At 77.3% G+C, this 3,088-nt stretch carries 4 protein-coding genes; all 4 read left to right on the plus strand.

What is annotated here, in order from left to right:
- The first annotated feature begins 47 nt into the window (after positions 1-47).
- Positions 48-155 carry a hypothetical protein gene (locus E1300_RS54175; protein WP_370786286.1) on the plus strand — a complete coding sequence of 36 codons (108 nt, stop codon included), beginning with the start codon at positions 48-50 and terminating at the stop codon, positions 153-155.
- Entirely contained in the window at positions 131-532 is a 402-nt protein-coding gene (locus E1300_RS48740; RefSeq protein ID WP_370786288.1) for a carotenoid biosynthesis protein, read from the plus strand. The genes E1300_RS54175 and E1300_RS48740 overlap by 25 nt, the downstream gene beginning before the upstream one ends.
- Positions 520-1,965 (plus strand): phytoene desaturase family protein, encoded by a 1,446-nt coding sequence (locus E1300_RS48745; RefSeq protein WP_165503346.1) that lies wholly within the window; start codon positions 520-522, stop codon positions 1,963-1,965. The genes E1300_RS48740 and E1300_RS48745 overlap by 13 nt, the downstream gene beginning before the upstream one ends.
- Before the next feature lie 86 nt (positions 1,966-2,051).
- Positions 2,052-3,088 (plus strand): glycosyltransferase family 2 protein (locus tag E1300_RS48750; RefSeq protein WP_242619903.1); only part of this gene is annotated, 1,037 nt, incomplete at its 3' end.

Consider the following 3,088-nt stretch of genomic DNA (forward strand, 5'->3'; position numbering starts at 1 on the left):
GGCTGCCTTCGGAGGACGTCGTCCGGTACCGGTACGAGGAGTGGATCCTGGAGCCGGGACGTCCGCTGTACGTGGTGGGGACGACCGTGGAGTCGCCGCCGCGCTCGTCCCGGCGGGCGGTCCGGCGCGGATCGCGGCGGGCGCCCTGGCGCTGACGGCCTGGGACCTGTTCCTCGACCCGCAGATGCTGCGGCTCGGCCTGTGGACGTGGCACGACACCGGCCCCTACCGCGGCGTTCCGGTCAGCAACTTCCTCGGCTGGCTGGTGGTGTCGGCGCTGGTCATGGCCGTGATCGACGTCCTGCTGAGAGCGTCGGGCCCGGGACGGGCGGGCAGGAGACGGGTGGGCGGGAGACAGGAGCGCGCGGCGCCGTCCGGGGGGCTGGTGGCGATCTACTGCGTGATGGCGGTGATGGAGACCGTGGCGTTCGCGGCCGTGTTCGAGCCGCCCGACCGGCTCGTGGCGGTCGCCGGCGGCGTCGCGATGGGGATCTTCGCCGTGCCGGCCGGGAGGCGACGATGGCCGAGGTGATCGTGGTCGGCGGCGGGGTCGGCGGGATGGCCGCCGCGCTGGCGCTGGCGCGCGGCGGCCACCGCGTCCGGCTGTACGAGCGGCTGGAGCGGCTCGGCGGGAAGCTCGCCGAGCACGAGCGCGACGGGTTCGTGTTCTCGCTCGGCCCGTCCCTGCTCACGCTGCCGCAGGTGTTCCGGGACCTCGGCGTCCGGCGCGACCTGGTGGAGCTGGACGAGCTGTGCCGGTACCGCTTCGCCGACGGGTCCGTGCTGCGGGCGTACCGCGATCCGAAGCGGATGGCGGCGGAGGTCGAGCGGCTGGCGCCCGGGCAGGGCGCCGCCTGGCGCGCGTTCCACGCGTGGGCGGACGGCTGCCTCGCGGCGTCCCGGCGGACGTTCTTCTCGGGGCCGCTGGGCCGCCCGTCCGAGCGGCCCCGGGCCGGTGACCTGTTCGCGGTCGCGCCCGGCCGGACGCTCGCCGGGCTGGCGCGGCGCTTCTTCGACGACGCCCGGCTGCGCCAGTACGTCGGCCGGTACGCGACATACGCCGGGTCGAGCCCGTACCAGGCGCCCGCGGCGCTCGGCTGCGTCCCGGCGATCGAGCACGGGGACGGCGGCTGGTACGTGCCCGGCGGGCTGCCCCGGATCGCCGAGGACCTCGCGGGGCTGCTCGCCGCCGCGGGCGTCGAGGTCCATCTGGGCGCGGACGTGGCCGAGATCGTCGCGGACGGCTCGTCCGTCTCCGGCGTGGTGCTGGCCTCGGGCGCGCGGGAGGCCGCCGACGCGGTCGTGGTGAACGCCGACGCGGCGGCTCTGTACGGCCGGCTGCTCCCGGACCGGCGGCGGCTGCGCGGGCTGGCGCGGCTCGGCCTGTCGTCCTCGGCGCTGCTGGTCCTGGCGGGCGTGGAGGGGCGCACGGACGGCCTCCCGCACCACTCCGTCGTCTTCTCCGCCGACTACCGGCGGGAGTTCGCCGACATCTTCGAGCGGCGGCGCCCGCCGGACGACCCGACCGTCTACATCGGCTGCTCGGCGGTGGACGACCCGACGCAGGCGCCCGCGGGCGCGGAGAACTGGGTCATGCTCGTCAACGTCCCGGCGGGGGATCCGGGCCGGTGGCCGATGAGCCCCGAGTCCTACCGCGATCTGGTGCTCGAACGGCTGGCGGGCCGCGGCCACGACCTGTCCGGGCGGCTGCGGTTCACGGAGCTGTTCACCCCGGCGGACCTGCGCGACCGGTACGACGCCTGGGGCGGCGCGATCTACGGCACCCCCTACCGGGGTCGCCTCGCGCCGTTCCGCAGGCCGGGCAACCGGGGGCCGCGACGCGGGCTGTACCTGGTCGGCGGGACGGCGCATCCGGGCGGCGGCCTGCCGCTGGTCGCGATGGGCGGCCGCATCGTCGCGTCGCTGGTCGACGCGGATTTCCCGGCCGGAAAGGCCGTCAGGTGAGGTGGTCGATGATCGGGTCGAGACGCCGGACGACGAGCGGGCCGGCGGGAGGGGCGGCGTCGCGGTGGTCGCCGTCGAGGTGGCCGGTGGGGCCGCTCACGCTCGCCCAGGCGGCGGCCGCGGCGGTCGTCGCCGCGCGCCTCGCCCGGGGCCGAAACCGCCCGGCACCCCTCGCTCCGGCCGCCGGGTCGCCGCCGTGCCCCGTCTCCGTGGTCGTCCCGGCCCGCGACGAGGAGGCCCGGATCGCGGACTGCCTGGTCCCGCTGCTCGCCGACCCCGCGGTCGCCGAGGTGATCGTCGTGGACGACGAGTCGCGCGACGGGACGGCCGCGCTCGCCGAGCGCCTCGGCGCCACCGTCGTCCGCGGCAAGCCCCTGCCGGACGGGTGGGTCGGCAAGCAGTGGGCGCTGGAGCAGGGCCTCGCGGCGGCCGCCGGGCCCGTCGTGGTGCTCCTGGACGCCGACACCCGTCCCAAGGCGGGCCTGTGCGGGGCGCTCGCCGAGCTGCTGGAAACCTGCGACCTGGTGTCGGCGGGACCGCGCTTCATCTGCGACGGGCTCGCCGAGCAGGCGCTGCACGCCGCGTTCCTCACCACGCTGGTCTACCGGTTCGGGCCCATCGGCCCGGCGGCGCCGTCCCCGGACCGGCTGCTCGCCAACGGGCAGTGCATGGCGTTCCGCAAGGAGTGGATGGCGGCGGCCGACGGGTTCGCGCGCGTCCGCGGCCACCTCAGCGACGACGTCGCGCTCGCCCGGCTGCTCGCGGGCGAGGGCTGGAACGTCGCCTTCCTGGACGCGGGCCCGCTGCTCGACGTGGACATGCACGCCTCGGCGGCGGAGGTCTGGCGGGAGTGGGGCCGGACGCTGTCGCTGTGGGACGTCACCACGGGCCCCCGGACGGCCGGGGACCTCGCCGTGGTCTGGCTCACGGCCGCGCTGCCCCTGCTCCGGCTCGCGGCGGGCCGTCCGACGCCGCTGGACCTCGGCCTGCTCGGGCAGCGGCTGCTCCTGGTCGCGGCCCTGCGCGGCAGCTACGCGCGGCCGGGGCCGGGGCTCGCGCTCTCCCCGCTGCTGGACGCGGCCGCCGCCCTGCGCCTCACCCTCGCCGTGCTGCGCCCGGTCCG

It is taken from the genome of Actinomadura fibrosa, from assembly GCF_900659615.1.
Classification (GTDB): domain Bacteria; phylum Actinomycetota; class Actinomycetes; order Streptosporangiales; family Streptosporangiaceae; genus Spirillospora; species Spirillospora fibrosa.

Excerpts from the sequence above, each read along its gene's own strand:
- E1300_RS48745 (WP_165503346.1), top strand. The coding sequence starts at position 520 with ATGGCCGAGGTGATCGTGGTCGGCGGCGGGGTCGGCGGGATGGCCGCC.